The organism is Comamonas brasiliensis (genome assembly GCF_018292285.1).
Classification (GTDB): Bacteria; Pseudomonadota; Gammaproteobacteria; order Burkholderiales; family Burkholderiaceae_C; genus Comamonas; species Comamonas brasiliensis.
Map to the genome: position 1 here is coordinate 281941 of NZ_JAANES010000001.1, position 16484 is coordinate 298424.

Below are 16484 nucleotides of genomic sequence, written 5' to 3' on the forward strand. Positions count from 1 at the left end.
TACGGCATGCAGAACATGAACCACAACCCACGTAGCGCAGCAGCCGCAGCAACCGCCAACGATGCCATGGCCAAGGCACAGGCCGAGGCCAGAGAGCATGCCCAGCAGCGCCAGCTTTGGGGTGCCAGGGCCTTGGAGGAAGAGGCCATGCGCAAGGGCTATTTGCTGATGGCAGTGCAGCGCACGCGCCATGCACCGGAGCAGGGGCTGCTTTATTGGCCGGGCACGGTACAGGTGCTGGAGATCGCCAGCGGCAGCCTGTTGGCCGAGCTGCCTGTCGCAGATCTGCAGAGGCTCAGGCCCGATCTGATGGAGCTGTTCATCGCCAAGGCCAGAGACAAGCCGATTCTAGGCAGTGCCTTTACCTCGCCGCACGGCACACGCCTGCGCGCCAGCCTGAGCGTGCAGGGCGTGGTGACGGTGTATTCGCAGGTCAGCAAGCAGATGCTGGCCATGTCCGAGCCCTGGCAGCCAGGCGTGCTGCGTTCGGACTTTCAGCTGTTCAGGCCCGAAGACATGAGGCCGCGTATCCAATGACCCAGACCACGATCACCCCCGAGCTGCTGCGCAATGCCTTGAGCTTTGTGCCGTCCAATCTGCCCCGCGATGAGTGGGCCAGGGTGGGAATGGCCATCAAGAGCGAGTACCCGGACGACCTGGGCTTGCAGTTGTTCAGCGACTGGAGTGCAGCCAGCGGCAGCAGCTTCGATGCCGGTGCGGTGCGCAGCACATGGCGCAGCATCAAGGCCGGGGGCGGGGTGGGCGTGTCTACATTGTTGTTCCTGGCCAAGCAGCATGGTTTCAAGCTGCCTCGCAATGCGCGGGAGCAAGGGCAGGCGGCGCAGCCTTTGAGTGCTGCCCAACGCCAGCAGCAGAACCAGGAGCGCATGCAGCGACAGCAGGCCGAGGCACTGCGCATCGAGGCCGAGCAAGAAGCTGCAGCGCATGAAGCGCAGGCCATCTGGGATGCCGCCACCACCACCGGGCATAGCGCCTATCTGATCAGAAAAGGCGTGCACGGTTTTGGCGTGCGCTACACGCCCGACGGCTGGCTGCTGGTGCCGGTATGCGATGGAGAAGGACGCTTGTGGAACGTGCAGCGCATTGCACCGCAGCGGCCCGCGGAAGGGGTGGACAAGCTGTTCCTGAAGGGCGGCCGCAAGTCGGGCCTGTGGCACATGCTGGGCAGCCTGCGGGGTGCAGCCGTGGTGCTGGTGGCCGAGGGCTATGCCACGGCAGCCAGCCTGCACATGGCCACGGGCTGGCCGGTGGCGGTGGCCTTTGATGCGGGCAATCTGCAGCATGTGGCCAAGGCCTTGCGCGCATTGCAGCCGCATGCCTTGCTGGTGGTGTGCGGCGATGACGATGCCGCGACCGAGGCCCGTACCGGGCGCAATGCCGGTCGCATCAAAGCCGAAGCGGCAGCTGCTGCCGTCAATGGTGTGGCCGTGTTTCCGTCTGCATTGCCGGAAGGCGGCAGCGACTTCAACGATATGCACCAGGCCTTCGGGCTAGAAGCCGTGCAGGCCTGTGTGCAGGGCGCCGTGAGCGCTGTGAACGCTGTCCAGGCAAAGGCTGGCGGCGATAGTGCGGTCAGTGATGACACAGGCACTGCCGGCATTGCGGCAAAGCCTGCTTCTGGTGCTGGTGGCTCCGGTGGTTCCAGTGGCTCAGGCCGGGGCGGTGGTGGTCGTGGCGGCAAACGCAAGGCTGCACCGGATCATGACGACGAACCGGCGAGGGAAGAGCCTTTCTCGCTGGACGAGAGCGGGGTGTGGTTCCACGGCCGTGACAAGGACGGCAACCCGGCGCGCCCGCTGTGGCTGTGCTCGCCCTTGCAGGTGGAGGCGCTGACGCGCAATCAGGAGGGCGCAGGGTGGGGCTATCTGCTGACCTTTGCCGACCCGCTGGGCGTGCCCAAGCAATGGGCCATGCCGGCCCGCATGCTGAGCAGCGATGGCGGCGAGTACCGCGCAGCGCTGCTGAACATGGGCCTGCGCATTGCAACAGCGCCCACGGCACGCAACCGGCTGACCGAATTCATCCAGACGCGCAAGCCCGAAGCGTTTGCGAGCTGCACCGACCGCATTGGCTGGCACGGCCGGGCCTTTGTGCTGCCGCATGAAACCATTGGCGACGATGCCGAGCGCATCGTGTTCCAGTCCGACAACCAGATGGAGAACACCTTCCGCATTCGGCGCGATGCCCAGGACTGGACGGACCGCATAGGTCGCCTGTGCGCAGGCAACAGCCGTCTGGTGTTTGCCGTGGCCTGTGCGTTTGCCGGGCCGCTGCTGCGCCCTGCGGGCATGGAGAGCGGCGGCTTCCATCTGCGGGGCGATAGCTCTTGCGGCAAGACCACGGCGCTGCGGCTGGCGGCCAGCGTGTACGGCGGCCAGAACTACATGCAGCGCTGGCGCACCACCGACAACGCCTTGGAGGCCATTGCCGCTCAGCACTGCGACAGCCTGCTGATTCTGGACGAGCTGGCCCAGGTGGAGGGCAAGGTGGCAGGCGAGTGTGCCTATATGCTGGCCAACGAGCAGAGCAAGGCACGGGCTACACGCAATGGTGCAGCCCGCACGCGCCTGACGTGGCGGCTGCTGTTCTTGAGTGCCGGCGAGCTGGGTCTGGCCGACCACATGGCCGAAGGCGGCAAGCGCACGCGCGCCGGGCAAGAGGTGCGTATGGCCGATATTCCGGCAGATGCAGGCAGGGGCATGGGCGCCTTCGAGCAGTTGCACGGCCTGGCCGACGGAGCTGCATTCTCTTCACATCTCGCACGCGAGGCGCAGCTATGCCATGGTGCGGTGGGACACGCCTTTCTGCAGTGGGCAACAGAACAGGCAGACACGTTGTCTAAGCGTGTGCGAGAGCAATCCGGCGCCTTGGCGGCCAGCTGGACGCCCGGCAAGGCCAGCGGGCAGGTGGCCCGTGTGGCGGCACGCTTTGCACTGGTGGGCGTGGCCGGCGAGCTGGCGACAGAAGCGGGCCTGACTGGCTGGGAGCTAGGCGAGAGCGAGCGGGCGACCAAGGCCTGCTTTGAAGCGTGGCTGCTGGCCCGTGGCGGCGCGGGTAATGGCGAAGTCACGGCAATGCTGCGGCAGGTGCGCGGCTTTCTGGAAGCGCACGGAGAAGGGCGCTTTACGTGGTGGCATCGTGCGACGGATGATCACAACGCCAAGACACTGCAGCGCGCAGGTTTCAGGCGCTTGATCGATGAGGACGGCAAGCCGCTGAAGATCCTGAAGACCGGCTACACGCCGGGAACGCCCAAGGAAGACAAGGACATTTATGAAGCCATGACGGCCATCGACGGCGAGGAAACGCGGGTGGAGTACTTTGTGCTGCCCGAAGTGTTTCGCACCGAGATCTGCCGAGGCTTCGACTACAAGGCCGTGTGCAAGGTACTGCTGCAGCACGGCTGCCTCAAACCCGCCAAGGGCCGCGAATACGACGCCAAGCACCGGCTGCCCGGCGTGGGCCACGCCTGGTGCTACCAGCTGACGCCCGCCATCATGGAGCTGGAGATTTAGGCCGGTTTTGAGGCTGATGGTAATGCGGATCTTTCTTGGCCAGCATTGGGCGATGAGATGGCTGGAATGATTGATGTGAGCATGGGCAGCTTCGCTCCCGTGCCGTCGTTCGTATCCCGGAGCTGAGTTCACGGTGCATGGCACAAAGCAGTCATCGGCTCATTCGACCGGCCATTGGCTTCAATGACAGGTCTCGGGGGCGCAGCGGTCTCTCCCCAGGCGGACAGTGGTTCTGGGCCATCGAATGTCCGCTGCTAACAGATTCGAACTGACGATCTCGACCTATTGCTGCACCTCGAAATTCGGCAGACGATGACTGCTATGCAAGGGTTACCGTTCATCGTTCTGGATGCTAAATGTCGGTATTGCTCATGATGGGCTCGCGTCAATGGGCTGATCGAAGATCAAGCAGGTAGTGGTTGCGTGGGCATATAGTTTCCCATCGGGACCAACGATACGCCCCTCCGCTGTGGCTACCTGTCGGCCTGCGTGGATAACCTTTCCCTCTGCACGCACCAACGGCACCCCGTCGGTCAACGCACGCACCATGTTCACTTTCAGCTCCAGTGTGGTATAGGCTTTGCCCGCCGGCAAGGTCGTGTGAATGGCGCAACCCACTGCAGAGTCGAGCAAGGTCGCAAACCAACCCCCATGCACCGTGCCCAGTGGGTTGTAGTGACGACGCTTTGGAGCTCCCTGAAAAACGGCCTCCCCGGGCGTCATGCGAATGGGAACAAAGTCGAGCGTTTCGCCAATTGGAGCCGGGGACAGTTCCCCAGCGAAGATGGCATCGAACATTTCCATGCCAGAACGAGCAGCGACACGGCCGTGCGGCCCGGTATCCACAGCTCTTAGATGAGCACGCACAGCGACTTCATCCGCTCGCCATCTCTCGATAACCTGATCCACAGTCATTTCAGCCTCCTTCATTTTGAAAACTTGTAATTACAATAGTTGTAATTACAATATATCAGATGAAGAACAGCATCAAGCCCCAGGGGTGCACCAACCTGAAGTTGCGCCAACTCAGTCGTATCGTGACGCGGCACTACGACCACTTTTTCGCGGAGGTGGGCTTGAAGATCACGCAATACTCCCTGCTCTCCCACGTCGTCAAACTGGGGCCGATACGGCCAGTGGATCTGGCCAAGCGCATGCAGATGGACGCCTCAACATTGACGCGCAATCTTCAGCCGCTGGCGGCGATGGACTTGCTGACGATTGGCGCTGGAGCCGACGCACGCAGTCGTTTGGTCACCGCAACAGAAACCGGCGTGTCCAAACAGGCACAAGCACAACAGGCTTGGAAGGCCGCACAGCTTGCTTTGAACGCGCAGCTGGGGACGGAACGTGTGGCGGCGCTGCATGACCTACTCGATTCCTGCATTGAATGCCTTGACGGCGATGAAGGCGGCGACGATGCGCAAACCGATTGAATCCACAAAATCTTTCTCAGGCGAATTGCTGCTGATGCTCGCTGGACTGGCAGCGCTGGGATCATTGGCTACCAACATCATCCTGCCGGCCTTCCCTTCCATGGGTGCCGAGCTTGGGACATCTGTAAAAGGCCTTAGCGCCACCCTGAGCACCTTCTTTGTGGCTTTCGCGTTGGGTCAACTTTTCGTGGGACCATTGTCGGATCGCTTTGGACGCGCACCCCTGGTGGTATCCGGTTTGTGCGTGTTTGTAGTCGGTAGCGCGGTATGTGCCTTTGCTACAAACCTTCCTCAACTCATCGTCGGCCGAGTGATTCAAGCCCTTGGCGTTTGTGCTACGTCCGTTTTATCTCGTGCGATTGCTCGAGACCTGTTTGAAGGCGATGCACTCGCTCGTGCGCTTTCACTGGTCATGGTCGCCATGGCAGCTGCGCCAGGTTTCTCTCCACTACTGGGCGGTGTCTTCAACAGCTTTTTGGGCTGGCGCGCAACCTTTGGCGTTGTCGGGGTACTCGCCATCTTGCTGGGTATTCACTATGTGTCGCGACTCGGGGAGACCCATAGCTCCGACTTACGCCGCCCGTTGGCGCTCAGTGCTGTCGCCGCGACCTACAAAGCACTCCTGACTGACCGCCGCTTCATTGCACCAGCACTATCTGTCAGCTTGGTCTTGGGCTCGCTGTATCTGTTTTTTGCCATGGCACCGGCCATCTTGATGGAAGGGTTTGGTTTCTCGCCCTTGCAACTCGCACTTTTTTTCGCGTCTACCGTATTTGTTGTCTTTGGTGCTGGTCTGCTCGCTCCTAGGCTTGCGCATCGCTTTGGCGCAATGCGCGCTGCCCGTGCAGGCATCGCCATCGCCTTTGCCGCTGGTGTGGCCCTGCTGGCAGCCCCAGAGCAGGTGTACTACTTTTCGGCGGCGTTGACAGTGTTTTTGATTGGAATGGGCCTGATCAATCCCTTGGGAACTGCCGTGACCCTGCAGCCGTTTGGCCAAAATGCTGGGGCAGCCTCTGCTTTGTTGGGCTTCCTCCAAATGGGCTGTGCGGCGATCTCTATTGCGATTACCTCAGCACTGCCGCTTTCGCCCTACTTGGCATTCAGCGCGGTTATTGCCACCAGCATGCTGATGGCTTTGGTGACGTTTGGGGCCGCAGTCAAGCGCTGAACGTTAAAGCTCAGGCCACACCAGATTGAATAGCGTGAGCCGCTGTGGGAGGCGGCGCGCCTTCTTGCTCCGCCAACGCGCCAAGGATCTTGTCCCGACACACAGCCAAGATTTCTTCGGCAAGTGGCGAATCATCGGGACAGGCCCGTGACATGACCAGGGCCCCGACGATATGCGCAAAGGTGTCGATGGACTTGGCCCGCGCCTCGTCATTTCCCGCTCGCTTCGAGGTCGAGCATTCCTGTTCAAGGGCCTGCAGCAAACTTTCGATGCCTGCCGCAAATGTCCTCTTGACCTCTTGCGTCTGACGCGCCGCATCCGAACCCAGAGCGGCCATAGTGCAGCCTGCCCCCCGATTGTCACGATGCTCGCGAGACAGATAGCCGCGCACAAAAGTCGACAGGTCAATACCTTTCGTCAACTCTACGGTCTGCTCTATCCCGCAAGCAGCAGATTTCGCCATCAAGTCCGTGTAGAAGCCGCCTTACCTGTGCCTGTGCTTTTTCGAACTGCCGCAGTTACGGTAGCGCTATTCGTACCTGAGGCTTGGACCGTCCGGCCGATCTGATCAGCGATAGGGTGGACTGCGTTATACGTGGAGGCGGCCTGCCAGACTCGGCCCTGGTGGCTCGGCGCTTGCTGGACCTGGAGTGGGTGACATGTGCGCCGAAAGATAAATTGGACGTTCACGGACAGCTCCGGCAACCAGGCTTATTCAATACGAATATCTGCAGCCTTGACGATTTGCTCAGATGCAATCCAATCGGCGTTCAGGAGCTTTTGAAAATCCTGAGCTGGCAAGGATCCCGCTTCCACGCCGACTCGAGCCAGGCGCTCTTGCACCTGGGGGTCTGCCAGCACTTTGGCCATGGCCTTGTTGATGCGTTCAATCTCTGCGCGTGGCGTGGCCGCAGGTGCAAGCAGACCCAACCAGGAATCAAAGGCGTAGCCCGGTACGCCGCTTTCTGCGACCGTGGGCAGCTCCGGCAAAAAGCGCGAGCGATTCTTGCCCGTGTAGGCCAGCAGCTTGATACGTGGATCAGCTTTGAAGCTGAGCATGCCGATACTCGCGCCTGTGACCACTTGAACACGCCCCGCCAGGAGCTCGGTGGTTGCATCTCCGGTCGATTTGGTGGGGATGTGCTGCAGCTTCACGCCCGCCTTGGACCCCAGTGCCGCAGTGGCGAGATGCGAGGCACTGCCGTTGCCCGCGGAGGCATAGAACAGCGCATTTGGCTCCTTGTGAGCGCGGTCAATGAGGTCCTTGATCGAGGTGATTCCAGATTGAGCGGACACGCCAACAATGTATCCGGTGCGGCCGACATAGGAAACGCCGACGAAATCCTTGTTCGGATCGTAGGAGAGCTTGTTGTACAGATAGCCTGTCAGATGGTGACTGGCGGCCGCCATGACCAGCGTTGTGCCATCCGCCGGGGACTTGGCCACTTGAGCCGTCGCAACCGTTCCTCCGGCTCCGGCCTTGTTCTCCACAATCACGGACGCACCAAGCTCCTTGCCCAGCTCGTTGCTGAAGGTTCTTGCCACGGTGTCCTGAACTGCGCCTGCGCCGAAGGGAACGACGATACGTATCAGCTTTTCTGCATGTACCTGGTTCAGCGATGCGATGGCCAGCATCGCCACCAGAACGTTTCGGCGTGACGGTAATTTGAATCTAGAAATTGTCATTTGTTTGGTCTTTCACGCGGCCAGCCAGGTTTCGGCAAGGCGCACAAAGTAGGAGGCGCCAATGGGGATGATTTGGTCGTTGAAGTCGTAGGAACGGTTGTGAAGCAGGCAGGGGCCATTTCCATGCCCTGGCAATCGGTGATCGCCAGCTCCATTGCCTAGAAATGCATAGCAACCAGGACGTACACGCAACATGTGCGCAAAATCTTCGGCTGCAAGCACGCCGGGGTACTGGGTATCTACGGCCTCATCACCGACAATTTCTCTCATGACCTCAGCAGCAAAGGCTGCCTCTTTCTCATGGTTGATGACGGGAGGGGATGCTCTCCTGAACTGGACGTCAGCAGTGCAACCATGTGCCAAGGCGATATGCTCTGCCGTTCTCCTCAGGGCCGCTTCCAGCTTGTCCAAGGCATCCAGGGAAAAGGTGCGTACAGTGCCGCCGAGCCATGCACTATCGGGGATCACGTTGGGGGCGTCGGAGCCCTGGATTTGCGTGACGGCCAATAGCGCACGCTCCAGGGAATTGATGTTTTTGGCCACCAGTGTTTGCAGCTGCTGCCCCAAATCGATCACTGCAGCCACTGGATCAATGCCAGTGTGGGGCAGGGAGGCATGTGTTCCGCTGCCATGAAGCGTAATGCGGAAGGTGTTGCTGGAGGCCATGAGCGCCGATGCGTTGAGCGCAAACGCACCCACCTGGTCCAACGCAAAGTTGTGAAGCGCAAACACGGCATCACATGGAAATCGTTCAAAGAGACCTTCTTCGATCATCTTCAAGGCGCCGGCCTTGCCCATTTCCTCAGCGGGCTGAAAGATCAAGTGCACCGTACCGGCAAAGTTGCGAGTTCTGGCCAGGTGCTTTGCCGCCGCAAGCAGCATGGTGGTGTGCCCATCGTGACCACAGGCATGCATTCGGCCTGCATGCTGAGATCGGTGCTCAAAGTCGTTTTCCTCCTCTAGAGGAAGCGCATCCATATCAGCGCGAAGGCCTATGGTTTTCGCCCCTGAAAGCTTGCCTTTGATCACTCCAACCACACCTGTGCCCGCAATTCCCGTATGAACGTCGATACCCCAGGACTGCAGCGTCTCAGCGACGAGCGCAGCCGTACGGACTTCTTCAAAACCCAATTCAGGATGCGCGTGAAGATCGCGGCGCAATGACACAAACTCCGAAAAATCGGAAAAACCATCTATCAATCTTGGTGACATATCTCAATTCAGTGACAACAAGCGCAGGAGGCTTGTTGCTCGGAATTGTGTACATATTTCAGATGGTTTTATTAAACTAAATTGCTATATATAAAAAGCATAAAAATAGAAGGGTTCGGTGCGTTCGGGTTCACTGGCTGATGTCGCCACGGTGCCGCCTGTAGCGCAACTAGCATCTGCGTCGTAGCTCAAACGCAACCCGTCCAGCGTTGTAGAAGCAGCCGTTCCTAGCTTGGGGGCCGTACAGGTGCAGGTACGGCTTTTTGTGCAGGCTGAGCCGACTCAGGACCCTCTGCGCGGACATTTCTGCCAGGTACTGGCCAACTTTCGGCGACCAGGTTGACCGCTTCAGTCTTGAACTCTTCTTTCGTAATGGAACCTACAACTGGGTCTCAGTTTTGAGGCGATATGGCGTCCAGTTCAGTCGGGTCGGTTCACATTTGCCATGGCTTGCTGCAAGTCATCAATCAGATCATCTGGATTTTCTAAGCCGACATGTAGGCGCACCACGGAATGTGTGCCTGACCAGGCGCTATGTTCACGCAGACGCTCAGGGGCCGCGATCAAGGCAAGGCTCTCATATCCCCCCCAGGATGCGCCAATGGCAAACCAGCGCAGTGCGTTGACAAAGGCCTCGGCACCGGCGGCATGCACTCCGTCGACAAAGGCGAACGAAACCAGACCGTTGGCACCATGAAAGTCGCGTTTCCACAGTGCATGACCGGGGTCACTGGGCAAGGCCGGGTAGAAGACACGCTCCACCAGAGGTTGGGATTGCAGCCACTGTGCAACTTGGGTCGCGTGGCGTTGGTGTTGGGCCAAACGCACGGGCAAGGTGCGAATTCCGCGCAGAGCCAGATACGCGTCGTCGGCACCGATGGTCAGGCCCAGAGCTTCATACGCGGTGGCTATCTTCTCGGACAACGCCGCGCTGTCGGTAACAACTACACCTTGCATCACGTCGGAATGTCCGCCGATGTACTTGGTGGCGGCCTGGATGGAGATATTGGCGCCCAAAGCCAAAGGCTGGTACAGCCAGCCTGCGCCCCAGGTATTGTCGGTAGCCAGAGGAACACCATGGGCTTGTGCGATGGCCGCCAGAGCTGGCAGGTCCAGAATCTCGTACAACAGGGAACTGGGGGACTCGACGTAGATAAGCTTGGTATTGGGTCGAATTTTGGCTGCGAGATCGTCCTGTGAGGGAGAGAAATACTCGAGCGTGATGCCCAGGCGTTGCAGCAGGGTGGCGTCAACACGGCGTACAGGAGAGTACACACTGTCGGCCACCAGTGCATGGTCCCCAGGGGAGAGCAGCGCCACAAGCACCAAGCTGATGGCTGCCAGGCCCGAGGGGGCGAGGAAAGCACGATGGCCTCCCTCCAGGCCAAGTAGTGCATCTTCGAGCGCGCGGTGTGTGTCAAGACCGTGGCGGCCATAGGAAGCGACCCGCTCGCCAGCCACCCGTCGGTGGTGGTGATCGGCATAGGCCGCAGTATTGGCAAAACGTACGGTGCTGGTGCGCACCACAGGAACGTTCACGGGGCCGGAGCCACCGCGCAGCGTGGGGCTACCTGCGTGCAGCAGGCGCGTGGCGGAGCCGATGGCGGATGGTGAAGAGGTGCTGCTCATGCCACGGCCTCGCTGGGGCGGAAGTAGGCGGCGTTGTAGTTCTTGACTTCGCCGGTCTCGGGGTCGATGGCCACACGGCCTGTCAGTGTCTCCAACGGCTGACCGTAAAGGTGAAAGTGCAGCGTGGGTTCATTGCCGACCACGGCGATTGCGTGGATATCGTCGGGTAAGAAGGCGATGGAGGCACCGGGCTGCACGGTAAATTCGCGCGCCAGATGTATTTGGGCTTGGGCAGGGTTGGAGCGGTCGTCGGTGCGCTCGTACAGGCGGTTGATTTCCTGACCTTCGACAGCCACGATCACGGCCCAGGTCGTGTGGTTGTGCGGTGCCGTGGTCTTGCCGGGGTTGATGGAGTTCAGATAGAGGGCCAGGCCTGAATCGCCGTCTGCGGGATTGAGTCGGTACCGCGTGGAGGCACCCACGCCATCAGTCTGGGCAGGCGGGGGAAAGTCTGCGCGACTGAACAATGCCTTGTGGGCGGCCAGTTGCTCCAGCCTCTCGGTGATGGCGGCCAGGGTTTTGCGGTCGGGAGCGCCGGTTTGAATCAAGCGGCGCACGTCGGCCAGCGCCGAGTCCACGGCCTGGCGACGTTGATCGGCGATAGGGGTAGAGGAAGAAATTGTCATAGCGAGGCTCCTAGTGGGTATGGTTTTCAACGTGTCAGAGCGCGAAGCGTAGGCTGTTGAAGGCCAGCGGGGATGGGGGCGGCAGCGGTCTGGCGCGTGCGCCGTCGCCCAGAGCTCGTTGTAGGAACTCTCGCGTGCGTTCGCTGCGCGGGCTGCCGAAGATCTGGGAAGAGGGACCGTGCTCGACGATACGGCCGGCCTCGGTGAAATAGACTTGGTCGCTGACCTCTTCGGCAAAGCGCATCTCGTGCGTGACCAGCACGCAGGTCATGCCGTCCCTGACGAGGTCTCGAATCACGGTCAGAACTTCGCCCACGGTTTCGGGGTCCAGAGCCGAGGTCACTTCATCGAACAAGATGAGTTCGGGCCGCATGGCAAGGGCGCGCGCTATGGCTACGCGCTGCTGCTGGCCGCCTGACAGCTCACCTGGATAGGCGTTTTCCTTGTGGTCCAGGCGCACCTTCTGCAGCAAAGCACGGGCCTCGCGCTCGGCCGTGGCTCGGTCACGTCCGACCACACGGGTGGGGGCAATTACCAGGTTCTCCAGTACCGACAGGTGGGGGAAAAGGTTGTATTGCTGGAACACAAAGCCCACGCGCTTGCGCAGTGCTATCAGCTCGGCCTCGGTGCGCAGCTGGTCTACGCACGTGCCGGCCACGGTGATGCTGCCCTGCTGAGGCCTCAGCAGGCCCGTGATGCAACGCAGGATGGTGGATTTACCCGAGCCTGAAGGGCCGATGATGCTTACGGCCTCGCCGCGCCGCACTTGCACGTCGATGCCGCGCAGCACATGGTTGTCGCCGAAGGACAGGTGCACGCCGTGCAGGTCGACCAGGGGTGGTGTCGCTTCTGTCGTGACTGCTTTGTTGCTGGCGATCTTGGTGATAAAGGAGTCAGTGGCGTTCATGGCGGCGCTCCAGGTTGCGCGTGGCGCGGGCTATCGGATAGCAGTAGGCAAAAAACAAGGCAAGCAGCGTGAAATACACGAGGATGGTGAAGTCCGTGCGGGCCACGGTGTTGCTGGCGATCTGGGCAGTGTCGACCACGTCGTGTACGCCTACCAAGGAGGCCAATGAGGTACTCATGGTGATGCTGGCGTAGAGGTTCATCCAGGGTGGAAGCATGCGACGCACGCACTGGGGCAGGACGATGAGGCGGAAGATCTCGCGGCGGCGAAAGGCCAGGGACTGGGCAGCCTCCCACTGAGCGCTGGGAATGGACTGGATCGCGCCACGGAAGATCTCGGCCACGTTGGCGCTGGTGGGCAGGGCCAGACCCAGCACGACCTTGATCCAGTCGGGGAAGGGAAAGGACCAGCTCACCAGCTTCACCTCGAAGGGGAACACGTAGGTAGTGAAGTAGATGAGCACCAGGATGGGCGCGTTGCGGAACAGTTGCACATACCAGCGCACGATGGTGCGCAGGCCTGGCGTGGGCGAGAGCGACAGCGCACCCAGCATCAGACCGACCACGGTGCCCAGAGCCACGGCCAGCACGCTGATCTCGATGTTGACCCACAGGCCGCGCAGCAAAGCGGGCAGCCAGTTCCACAGGTGGACGAAGGCGGGTGGCGTGCTGCCGCTAGTGGTCCAGTACAGGACGAGCACTAGCAGGGCGGCGGTGGCGATCAGCCAGGGGTTGCGCAGCGCACGGCCCCATGCGGGATGCGCCGGCGCCACGGGACGAGAAAGGGCTTCACTGGCCATAGCCGGGCATCCTCCAATGGTGTTCCAGCCAGCGGCCCGCCAGGCTGACCAGCCAGGTAAGGAGGCCGAACCACAGCAGGATAAGCAGCAGCAGCTCCAGCACGTTGTCGCGCTGGGACCAGATCATGATGGACTCGTAAGTCACGTCACCCACAGCGATGGCCGAGGCCACGGCAGTCATCTTCACCAGGTCTACCAGGTTGTTGATGAGGGAGGGAAGGGCAAAGCGCACGGCTAGCGGCAACTGAACACGCGCCAGCAGTTGGCGCTGCGAAAAGCCTAGCGAGCGCGCGGCCTCCAGCGTAGTGGCAGGCACGGCTTCGATGCCGGCGCGCAGCGCCTCGGCATGAAACACGCCCTTGTGTAGCGATACCACGATCACGACCCAGACGAAGGGCGTGAGCGGGTTATTGCCCGCTCCCCAGTCGCGTAGTTGCTGGGTGATGAGCATGTTGAGTACCAGAAAGGCGCAGTACAGCTGGACCAAGGTGGGTGTGTTGCGCGTGACTTCGACAAAGGCGCGGGCGGTGCGCTCCAGCGAGGGCCGACCCGAGGTCAGGGCCGCTGCCAGAGCTACGCCGGCGGCGAGGCTACCGGGAATGGTCAGCAGGGCCAGTTGCAGGGTCACGATCATGCCGCGCACGAAGGCTTGGCGCTCGGAGGTGTCCAGCACAAAGGCATAGTTGAGCCCCAGGGGCCGCAGGGCATCGACTGCCTGGGGTAACCAGTCGGTGCTCATGCGCTGGCCTCCAGGGTTCGGGCTGGGTCTGCCACAACCGGAGCGGGGCGCAGCGCGGCAACGGCGCGTGCGATGCGCTGCACGGCGTCGGCCAGTACGGCATCGCTGGCTGCTGTAGAGATGCGGAAATAGGGCGAAAGGCCGTAGGCCCCGCCGTCCACGGCAGCCACCCCTTCGGCTTCTAGCAGCCATTCGGTCAGGTCGCTGTCCGAGGCGATGGGCGTGCCGTCCGGGCGCAGGCGGCCCAGCACGCCGGCGCAGTGCACAAAGGCGAAGAACGAGCCTTCGATGGGCCGCAGAGTCAGACCGGGCACGTCGCTCAGGCCCGCGACCACGGCGGCGGCACGGCGTGCGTAGGCATGGCGGGCCGCTGTCACAAAGGACTGGTCGGACGATTCCAGGGCGGCGGTGACGGCGGACTGGCCCACGGAGTTGGGGCCCGACGAGGCCTGGGACTGGATGACCACCATGGCCTGTATGAGTGCGGAAGGGCCCACCCCCCAGCCGATGCGCCAGCCCGTCATGGCATAAGTCTTGGAGGCGCCGTTGACCAGCAGGGTGCGCTCCCTGAAATCTGGTGCCACATGCAGCCAGTGCACGGGCGCTTTCGGGGTGAACCAGATGTGTTCGTACAGCTCGTCCAGAAGTATCAGCACCTGGGGGTGACGGCGCAGTACGGCGGCCAGGGCCGCAAGCTCGTCGGCGCTGTAGATCGCGCCCGAAGGGTTGCCCGGGGTGTTGAGCACCAGCCAGCGGGTGCGCGGCGTGATCGCCGCCTCCAGCGCTGCGGGCGTGAGCTTGAAGCCCGTGTCGATGCCACAGGGCACGAGCACGGGTGCGCCGTCGTTGACCAGCACGATGTCGGGAAAGGAGGGCCAGTAGGGCGTAGGGATGATGACCTCGTCGCCCGCATTGAGCGTCGCGGCCATGGCGTTGTAAATCACCTGCTTGCCGCCGTTGCTCACGATGATCTGGGAGGACGGATAGTCCAGGGCGTTCTCTCGGCGGTACTTGGCCTGGATGGCCTGGCGCAACGTGGTCGTGCCGGCCGTGGGCGTGTACTTGGTCTCGCCGCGCACCAGGGCGGCGATGGCGGCCTGCTTGATGGAGTCGGGCGTATCGAAGTCGGGCTCGCCCGTTGTAAGCGAGATCACGTCTCGGCCTTGGGCGGCCAGGGCAGTGGCGCGTGCGCTGGCCGCCGCATTGGGCGAGAGCTTGACGCGGCGCACACGCTCGGAGAGCGGGAAGTTGGAAGCGGTCATGGCAGGGAGCGTTCGGCAGCGGCGCATACGGGTGCCGCAGGCGCTGTAAGGGATGGGAAGGAAGAGGGGATGGTGTTGGCCAGGACCTTGCCCGGGTTGAGCAGGCCAAGCGGGTCGAAGGCAGCCTTGAGGCGGCGCATCAGCTCCAGCTCGACCGTGCTCTTGTAGAGTGGCAGCAGGTCGCGTTTGGTCTGGCCCACACCGTGCTCGGCGCTGATGGAACCACTGTGGGCGTGAACGCAGTCGTGCACCACGGCGTGGATGGCGTCCTCCTGCGCAAACAGCGCGGCCACTGTGCTGTCGGGGGAGTGCGAGACGTTGTAGTGCAGGTTGCCGTCGCCCAGGTGGCCGAAGGCCACGGGGCGCACGCCTGGGAACTGTGCCTGCAGAGCAGCGGCCGTGGCCGCCAGGAAGTCTGGGATGCGCGAGATGGGCACGGAGACGTCGTGCTTGATGTTGCCGCCGTCGCGTTTCTGGGCCAGGCCGAGGGCCTCGTCGCGCAGCCGCCACAGGGCCTGACTTTGTTGCAGGCTTTCGGCGATCGCCGCATCGTGTACCAGGCCGTCCTCGAAGGCCTGGCTGACTACGGCCTCGAAGCGCTGGCGAGCATGGGCTTCCCCTTCGCTATCTGACAGTTCGACCAGAGCGTACCAGGGGGTGCCCGGGGCTAGTGGCAGTGGCTGCTCGGGTACATGGCGCGCGATCAGGCCCACGGCCGTGTCCGACAGCAGCTCGAAGGCCGTGAGGCTGGCACCGAAGCCCGCGCGGGCAGCTGAGAGGAAGGCCACGGCGTTTCGAATGCAGCCAAAGGCCAGCAAGGCAGTGTGCTGCGCCTGTGGCAAGGGGTGGAGCTTGAGCGTGGCGGCCGTGATAATGCCCAGCGTGCCTTCGCTGCCCACGTACAGGTCGCGCAGCGCATAGCCCGTGTTGTCCTTGCGCAAGCCGCGCAGACCATGCCAGATTTCGCCTTCGGCGGTGACCACTTCTAGACCCAGCACCAGCTCGCGCGTGTTGCCGTAACGCAGCACCTGGGTGCCGCCAGCATTGGTGGAGAGGTTGCCGCCGATGGTGCAGCTGCCTTCAGATCCCAGGCTCAGCGGGAACAGCCGGCCCGCGTCGCGTGCGGCCTGTTGCACCTGGGCTAACACGGCGCCAGCTTCCACGGTCAGGGTGTCATTGTCGGTGTCGATGGCGCGCACGCGGTTGAGGCGGCCCAGGGACAGCAGCACAGCTTGGCCGCTGGCATCGGGTGTGGCACCGCCCATGAGGCCGGTATTGCCTCCCTGGGGCACGATGGGGGTACGTTGGGCGCGGCACAGGCGCACGACCTCAGCCACCTGAGCTGTGTCGGCCGGACGAACAACGGCCAGGGCCCGGCCTGTTAGGCGGCCGTGCTGATCTGTTAGATACCCTGCCGCGTCCGTGCCGGTCAGCACCTGGTCAGTGCCCAGGGCAGCCCGCAGTTGGTCTATAAGCGTGCTCAT

At 62.2% G+C, this 16484-nt stretch carries 14 protein-coding genes and 1 pseudogene; 4 read left to right on the plus strand and 11 right to left on the minus strand.

The window, feature by feature from the left end:
- The first annotated feature begins 6 nt into the window (after positions 1–6).
- Positions 7–537, plus strand: coding sequence for a hypothetical protein (locus DJFAAGMI_RS01320; protein ID WP_211455649.1), 531 nt, complete (start codon positions 7–9; stop codon positions 535–537).
- Positions 534–3536, plus strand: coding sequence for a DUF927 domain-containing protein (locus DJFAAGMI_RS01325; protein ID WP_211455650.1), 3003 nt, complete (start codon positions 534–536; stop codon positions 3534–3536). The genes DJFAAGMI_RS01320 and DJFAAGMI_RS01325 overlap by 4 nt, the downstream gene beginning before the upstream one ends.
- A gap of 369 nt (positions 3537–3905) precedes the next feature.
- Here the strand turns inward: DJFAAGMI_RS01325 and DJFAAGMI_RS01330 are convergent, their stop codons facing one another.
- Positions 3906–4451: a PaaI family thioesterase gene (locus DJFAAGMI_RS01330; RefSeq protein ID WP_211455651.1), complete on the minus strand. Its 546-nt coding sequence runs from the start codon at positions 4449–4451 to the stop codon at positions 3906–3908.
- 59 nt (positions 4452–4510) lie between these two features.
- On the opposite strand from DJFAAGMI_RS01330, the gene DJFAAGMI_RS01335 reads away from it, so the two are divergent.
- Together DJFAAGMI_RS01335 and DJFAAGMI_RS01340 are read left to right on the plus strand one after the other, a co-directional pair.
- Positions 4511–4972: a MarR family winged helix-turn-helix transcriptional regulator gene (locus tag DJFAAGMI_RS01335; RefSeq protein WP_211455652.1), complete on the plus strand. Its 462-nt coding sequence runs from the start codon at positions 4511–4513 to the stop codon at positions 4970–4972.
- Positions 4902–6140, plus strand: a complete 1239-nt coding sequence (locus DJFAAGMI_RS01340) for a multidrug effflux MFS transporter (protein ID WP_211455653.1) — start codon at positions 4902–4904, stop codon at positions 6138–6140. Before DJFAAGMI_RS01335 ends, DJFAAGMI_RS01340 begins: the two co-directional genes overlap by 71 nt.
- A gap of 10 nt (positions 6141–6150) precedes the next feature.
- On the opposite strand, the pseudogene DJFAAGMI_RS01345 reads toward DJFAAGMI_RS01340, so the two are convergent.
- From DJFAAGMI_RS01345 to DJFAAGMI_RS01390, 10 genes and pseudogenes are all read right to left on the minus strand, one after another.
- Positions 6151–6624: pseudogene (locus tag DJFAAGMI_RS01345) on the minus strand (TetR/AcrR family transcriptional regulator); the annotation flags it as partial.
- Between the two features lie 227 nt (positions 6625–6851).
- Positions 6852–7826, minus strand: coding sequence for a tripartite tricarboxylate transporter substrate-binding protein (locus DJFAAGMI_RS01350; RefSeq protein WP_149356913.1), 975 nt, complete (start codon positions 7824–7826; stop codon positions 6852–6854).
- Between the two features lie 12 nt (positions 7827–7838).
- Positions 7839–9038 (minus strand): M20 aminoacylase family protein, encoded by a 1200-nt coding sequence (locus DJFAAGMI_RS01355; RefSeq protein WP_211455654.1) that lies wholly within the window; start codon positions 9036–9038, stop codon positions 7839–7841.
- A 420-nt stretch (positions 9039–9458) separates the two neighbouring features.
- Positions 9459–10667, minus strand: a complete 1209-nt coding sequence (gene metC, locus DJFAAGMI_RS01360) for a cystathionine beta-lyase (RefSeq protein ID WP_211455655.1) — start codon at positions 10665–10667, stop codon at positions 9459–9461.
- Positions 10664–11293 (minus strand): cysteine dioxygenase family protein, encoded by a 630-nt coding sequence (locus DJFAAGMI_RS01365; protein WP_211455656.1) that lies wholly within the window; start codon positions 11291–11293, stop codon positions 10664–10666. Before DJFAAGMI_RS01365 ends, metC begins: the two co-directional genes overlap by 4 nt.
- A 34-nt stretch (positions 11294–11327) precedes the next feature.
- Positions 11328–12200, minus strand: a complete 873-nt coding sequence (locus DJFAAGMI_RS01370; RefSeq protein ID WP_283245714.1) for an amino acid ABC transporter ATP-binding protein — start codon at positions 12198–12200, stop codon at positions 11328–11330.
- A complete protein-coding gene (locus DJFAAGMI_RS01375; RefSeq protein WP_211455657.1) occupies positions 12187–12999 on the minus strand; it encodes an amino acid ABC transporter permease in 813 nt (270 codons plus the stop codon). Before DJFAAGMI_RS01375 ends, DJFAAGMI_RS01370 begins: the two co-directional genes overlap by 14 nt.
- Complete coding sequence (locus DJFAAGMI_RS01380; protein ID WP_149356907.1) at positions 12989–13738, minus strand: amino acid ABC transporter permease; 750 nt, start codon at positions 13736–13738, stop codon at positions 12989–12991. Before DJFAAGMI_RS01380 ends, DJFAAGMI_RS01375 begins: the two co-directional genes overlap by 11 nt.
- Positions 13735–15000: an aminotransferase class I/II-fold pyridoxal phosphate-dependent enzyme gene (locus DJFAAGMI_RS01385; RefSeq protein WP_211455658.1), complete on the minus strand. Its 1266-nt coding sequence runs from the start codon at positions 14998–15000 to the stop codon at positions 13735–13737. Before DJFAAGMI_RS01385 ends, DJFAAGMI_RS01380 begins: the two co-directional genes overlap by 4 nt.
- Positions 14997–16484, minus strand: coding sequence for an FAD-binding oxidoreductase (locus tag DJFAAGMI_RS01390; RefSeq protein WP_211455659.1), 1488 nt, complete (start codon positions 16482–16484; stop codon positions 14997–14999). Before DJFAAGMI_RS01390 ends, DJFAAGMI_RS01385 begins: the two co-directional genes overlap by 4 nt.

Bases quoted from the DNA above. Each gene is read 5' to 3' on its own strand.
- DJFAAGMI_RS01385 (WP_211455658.1), bottom strand. From the start codon at position 15,000: ATGACCGCTTCCAACTTCCCGCTCTCCGAGCGTGTGCGCCGCGTCAAG.
- DJFAAGMI_RS01340 (WP_211455653.1), top strand. From the start codon at position 4,902: ATGACCTACTCGATTCCTGCATTGAATGCCTTGACGGCGATGAAGGCG.
- DJFAAGMI_RS01380 (WP_149356907.1), bottom strand. From the start codon at position 13,738: ATGAGCACCGACTGGTTACCCCAGGCAGTCGATGCCCTGCGGCCCCTG.
- DJFAAGMI_RS01375 (WP_211455657.1), bottom strand. From the start codon at position 12,999: ATGGCCAGTGAAGCCCTTTCTCGTCCCGTGGCGCCGGCGCATCCCGCA.
- metC (WP_211455655.1), bottom strand. From the start codon at position 10,667: ATGAGCAGCACCTCTTCACCATCCGCCATCGGCTCCGCCACGCGCCTG.
- DJFAAGMI_RS01355 (WP_211455654.1), bottom strand. From the start codon at position 9,038: ATGTCACCAAGATTGATAGATGGTTTTTCCGATTTTTCGGAGTTTGTG.
- DJFAAGMI_RS01365 (WP_211455656.1), bottom strand. From the start codon at position 11,293: ATGACAATTTCTTCCTCTACCCCTATCGCCGATCAACGTCGCCAGGCC.
- DJFAAGMI_RS01325 (WP_211455650.1), top strand. From the start codon at position 534: ATGACCCAGACCACGATCACCCCCGAGCTGCTGCGCAATGCCTTGAGC.
- DJFAAGMI_RS01370 (WP_283245714.1), bottom strand. From the start codon at position 12,200: ATGAACGCCACTGACTCCTTTATCACCAAGATCGCCAGCAACAAAGCA.
- DJFAAGMI_RS01335 (WP_211455652.1), top strand. From the start codon at position 4,511: ATGAAGAACAGCATCAAGCCCCAGGGGTGCACCAACCTGAAGTTGCGC.
- DJFAAGMI_RS01320 (WP_211455649.1), top strand. From the start codon at position 7: ATGCAGAACATGAACCACAACCCACGTAGCGCAGCAGCCGCAGCAACC.
- DJFAAGMI_RS01350 (WP_149356913.1), bottom strand. From the start codon at position 7,826: ATGACAATTTCTAGATTCAAATTACCGTCACGCCGAAACGTTCTGGTG.
- DJFAAGMI_RS01390 (WP_211455659.1), bottom strand. From the start codon at position 16,484: ATGAGCACGCTTATAGACCAACTGCGGGCTGCCCTGGGCACTGACCAG.
- DJFAAGMI_RS01330 (WP_211455651.1), bottom strand. From the start codon at position 4,451: ATGACTGTGGATCAGGTTATCGAGAGATGGCGAGCGGATGAAGTCGCT.